Source organism: Endozoicomonas sp. SESOKO3 (assembly GCF_024606255.1).
In genome coordinates this window covers 1-4,481 of the sequence record NZ_JAHHPR010000519.1, presented here as the reverse complement: position 1 = coordinate 4,481, position 4,481 = coordinate 1, and the positions used below count along the sequence as shown (strand labels likewise).

Annotated in this window: 3 protein-coding genes; all 3 read left to right on the top strand. The window is 48.0% G+C overall.

Going from position 1 to position 4,481, the window contains the following annotated elements; all coding sequences use genetic code 11:
• Positions 1–1,645: hypothetical protein (locus KDK18_RS08975; protein WP_257254563.1), on the top strand; the 1,645-nt coding region annotated here is incomplete at its 5' end.
• A gap of 145 nt (positions 1,646–1,790) precedes the next feature.
• A complete protein-coding gene (locus tag KDK18_RS08970; protein WP_257254562.1) occupies positions 1,791–3,500 on the top strand; it encodes a hypothetical protein in 1,710 nt (569 codons plus the stop codon).
• 171 nt (positions 3,501–3,671) lie between these two features.
• Positions 3,672–4,481, top strand: an 810-nt coding sequence (locus tag KDK18_RS08965; RefSeq protein ID WP_257254561.1) for a hypothetical protein, incomplete at its 3' end; no start/stop codon positions are given.

Sequence of the window (4,481 nt, the reverse complement as noted above, 5' to 3'; positions counted from 1 at the left end):
TCATTTGGCCGATGGATATTGCTTTAGTTGCACAGGTCGTTTTGATTCTGAAGACTTTACAGATTCCTTGCTTTTCGAAGCACGGGATCAACTTACTATCATTCAACTCCAATGCGATTCTCACCCACAATCTAAGCTAAAAGCGCATGTCGTGGATGGCACCTCCACCGATCGCTGCAACTCTATGGAGTCAATGAGTGAAGGGGTCGCCAGCGCTGCCACGCATCCCGCCTGTGTTGTGACAGTGATTGGGGAGGATGGCCAGCAGCGTCCATGCGGAATGGTCTGCAAGGATGCCAGAGCTCTGTCGGACCACAAAGGCAGATACCACACCACACAACAAATCTGTAACGTGGTCATGATCGGGAAGAATGGTCAGCTGCAACAATGCGGAAGGATCTACAAGAATGCTAAAGCCCTGTCGAGTCACAAAAGCAGAAAGCATAGCGGACAAAAAAGCTGTGACATTGCAGTCGCTTGGGAGAGCGGTCAGCAGCGGCTTTGCGGAAGGATCTTCCGGAATGCTGAAGCTTTGTCGTATCACAAAAGCAGAGATCACATCGGGCAAAAAATTTGTTACTTCATAGTGGTCGGGGAGAATGGTGAACAGCAGCCATGCGGGATAGTCTGCAGTAATTATAAAGCCCTGTTGAAACACAAAAGAAGCGTCCACATCAGGCAATCAATCTGTGAAGAGATTGTGATTCAGAAAGATGGCCAGCAGCGACCATGCGGAAAGGTCTTTCAGAGCTCTAAAGCCCTTTCGGATCACAAAAGATCCCACAGCGGGCAACAAACCTGTAACGTGATCGTGGATGGGAAAGATGGCCAGCAGCGGCCATGCGGAAAGGTCTGCAAGAATACCAAAGCTCTGTCAACTCATAAAAGCGGAGAACACACCGGACAAAAAATCTGTGACATAACAGTCATTGCAGAGGATGGTCACAAGCAACTATGCGGGATTGTCTGCCAGAATGCCCGAACCTTCTCGGATCACAAAAGAATGATCCACAGCGGTCAACAAACCTGTAAGGTGACGGTGACCGGTAAGGATGGCCAGCGATGGCCATGTGGAAAGGTCTTGGAGAATGCTAAAACCCTGACGGCTCACAAATTCACATTCCACAGCGGACAAAAAACCTGCGACGAGAACGTGCTTGGGGAAGATGGTCAACAGCGACCGTGCGGGAAAGTTTGCATGAGCTCCAGAAGCCTGTCGGATCACAAAAGAAAAGACCACTCCGGTCAACAAGTCTGTAACGAGACCGTGGTCGGGCGGGGTGGCCGGTCGCGGCCATGCGGAACGATCTGCAAGAATGCCTCAGCTCTGACCAATCACAAAAGTGGATACCACACGGGGCAAAAAACCTGTGCCATGACAGTAGTCGGGAAGGATGGTCAGCAACGACCATGCGGGACGATTTGGAAGAATGCCCGAGCCCTGGGGGATCACAAAAAAGTCACCCACACCCAGGAAAAAGCCTGTAACGAGACCGTGGTCAGGAAGGATGGCGATCAGCAGACATGCGGGATAGCCTGCAAGAATGCCAAAGTCCTGTTGGACCACAAAAGAATACATCGAAAACGCAGGCATCCTGATCTGGACGAGGACTTCAGGACTCAAAAAGTTAAAGTGAATAAGTAACGATCTGGTCTGGTGCATGACTTCAATAGTTTTTTAACAGAAAGCCTTTATCAGAAAAACATGCTTATTTTCTTGATCTATCCTTCCTCTCTGTGAATCAGAATGCAAGGATGGAATTATTAAACACTCACTCTTTGCGGCACTGATGTTATTGTTGCTACTACCGTTGTTGTCTGTCGTCTGTCAGGCCAAACCGTGTACGAAACGCTTTACTATCGAGCTTGAACAGAAGGCAAACTGTCCGACAAACCAGAGCATTTCTATAAAGCAGCGTGGCCCGCATAGATTTTCAGATGCTGTCAACACAATCGGCTTCGCAGGACAACCTTCATCACCTGATCAGAAACCACTCAGACCCGGCGGTTATGGGATAAAAACGATCCTTATTGGATCCATTTTATGGCAATGGCTTTACGCCACTCAACTGCTGGTTGGTTTCGAACTGATCCTGACCATCAAAGGCGCCCCTTTGTATTCCAAGCCTTATTCATGTGTACGTTTAAAAGCGGTTGTCGCCGTCTGTTGGCTTTTAAAAAATGCTTGGAACCAGGGCTCATCAAGGTTTAACCCGATTGAACAAGAAGAGGCAAGATCTCAGCTAACACGAGGGTATCACCCGTTTGCGATCACCACTATAATGCTCGGCTCTGGAGATAACTTGCCACAATACCCGCCATCAGAATCATCCGGCCAGCAACTCCCGGCAGCCAACAACTACTCTGCATGTTATTTCGCTCATCTCCTCTATTCTGACTCTGACGATGGTAACGAAAACCCTCAACAATACTTACACACTTTAGATTTAAATTGTTTCGTCCATCCATGTAGTGGCGTTTGTCAATTTCGGCCATCATTCGATAGTGGTGAGTCCATTGAATGGCCGCCGATTACCGCACAAAGTTCATGTCCCCATTTGACTGATGGATATTGCTTTAGTTGCATAAGTCGTTCTGAGCCTGAAGGCGCTATAGATTCCTCACTTTTCGAAACATTGGATCGACTCCCAGACATTCAACTCCAATGCGATTCTGCCCCACAATTTACGCCACAGCCGCACGGGAAGGTTTACAAGAATATTAATGCCCTGACGGATCACAAAGACAGATACCACAGGAGACAACAAATCTGTAACGTGATCGTGGTCGGGGAGGATGGCCAACAGCATTTGTGCGGGGAGGTCTGCAAGAATAGCAAAGCTCTGGCGGATCACAAAAGCAGATACCACTCCGGACAACAAACCTGTGACGTAATCGTGGTCGGGAAGGATGGCCAACAGCAGCCATGCGGAAAAATCTGCAAGAACATTAAAGCCCTGTCGACTCACAAAAGCGGGGAACACAGCGGGCAAAAAACTTGTGACGTAACAGTCATCGGTGAGGATGGCCAGCAGCGGCCATGCGGGAAGGTCTGCAAGAATGCTCAATCTCTGTCATCTCACAAAAGCAGCTATCACAGCGGGCAAAAAAACTGTGACGTTATGGTGGACGAGGAGGATGGTCAACAACGGCCATGCGGAAAGGTCTGCAAAAATGCTCGCTTTCTGGTGGATCACAAAAGAAGCGTTCACAGCGGGCAAAAAACCTGTGACGAGACTCTGGTTGGGGAAGATGGCCAGCTGCGACCCTGCAGCAGAATCTGCAAGAATGCTCAAGCCCTGTCGTATCACAAATTCAGACAACACCGCCGGCAACAAACCTGTGATATGACCCTGTTCAGCGATGATAGCCAACCGCGACCATGCAGGACGGTCTATAAGAGTGCTGCAGTCCTGTCGGGACACAAAAGAAAACATCAAAAAAACAAACCTGATGATCTGAACCTGAACGATCACCTCAGCCCAAAAAAGGTAAAGTGAATCAATAACGATCTTATCTGATACCCGTCATGTTTTTTCATTGCCAGCTCTGATGTTAAACAGATGGTAGTTAACAGAAAAGCTCGCTTATTTTCTTGATCTATCCTTTCTCTCTGTAAACCAGAATGCAAGGATAGAATTATTAAGCACTCAATCTTTGCGGCAACAGTGTTGCTGCTGAATTTGTTATCTGTGGGATGTCAGGCTAAACCGTCGACAGAGCTTTTCACTGTCAAGTTTGAACAGAAGGCAAAATTTCCATCAAACCAGAGCTTTTCTATAACACAGCGTGACCTGCATCCAATTTCAGGCATTGTCAACACAGACAGCTATGCAGGATCAGCTTCACTACCTGATGACAAACCATTTGGACCCCACGTTTACGGGATACAATCAGCCATTATTGAATCAATTTCGTGGCAGATGCATTGCTCCACTCACCTGCTGGTCGGTTATAAACTAATCCTGACCACCAGAAATGCTCCTCTGAATTCCAACTCTTATTCATGGCTACCTCTGGAAGTGTTTGTCGCTGTCGGTTGGCTCTTAAAAAGTTATTGGAACACCTATTCACCACTGTTTAACCCGGTTGAACAACAAGAGGTTACAGCCGTGCTGACACGCCAGAATCAACCGTTTAAGGCTATCGCTACAATGCTGGGTTCTGGAGAAAACCAACAACTGCATCAGCCATCAGAGCCGTCCACCCGGCAAGCCCGGGAACCCACTACACAGCATACTGACTCTTTCACTCGCCCGCCGAATTCAGACTATGACGGCGGTGACGGTGACCCTGAACAACACCAACATACTTTGGGCTTAAATTGTTTCATCCACCCCTGTCATGGCATTTGTCAGTTTCGAACAATATCCGATAGCATTGACCCCGCTGAATGGCAGCATCACTTCGGACAAAGTTCATGCCTTCATTTGGCCGATGGATATTGCTTTAGTTGCACAGGTCGTTTTGATTCTGAAGAC

Excerpts from the sequence above, each read along its gene's own strand:
- KDK18_RS08970 (WP_257254562.1), top strand. The coding sequence starts at position 1,791 with ATGTTATTGTTGCTACTACCGTTGTTGTCTGTCGTCTGTCAGGCCAAA.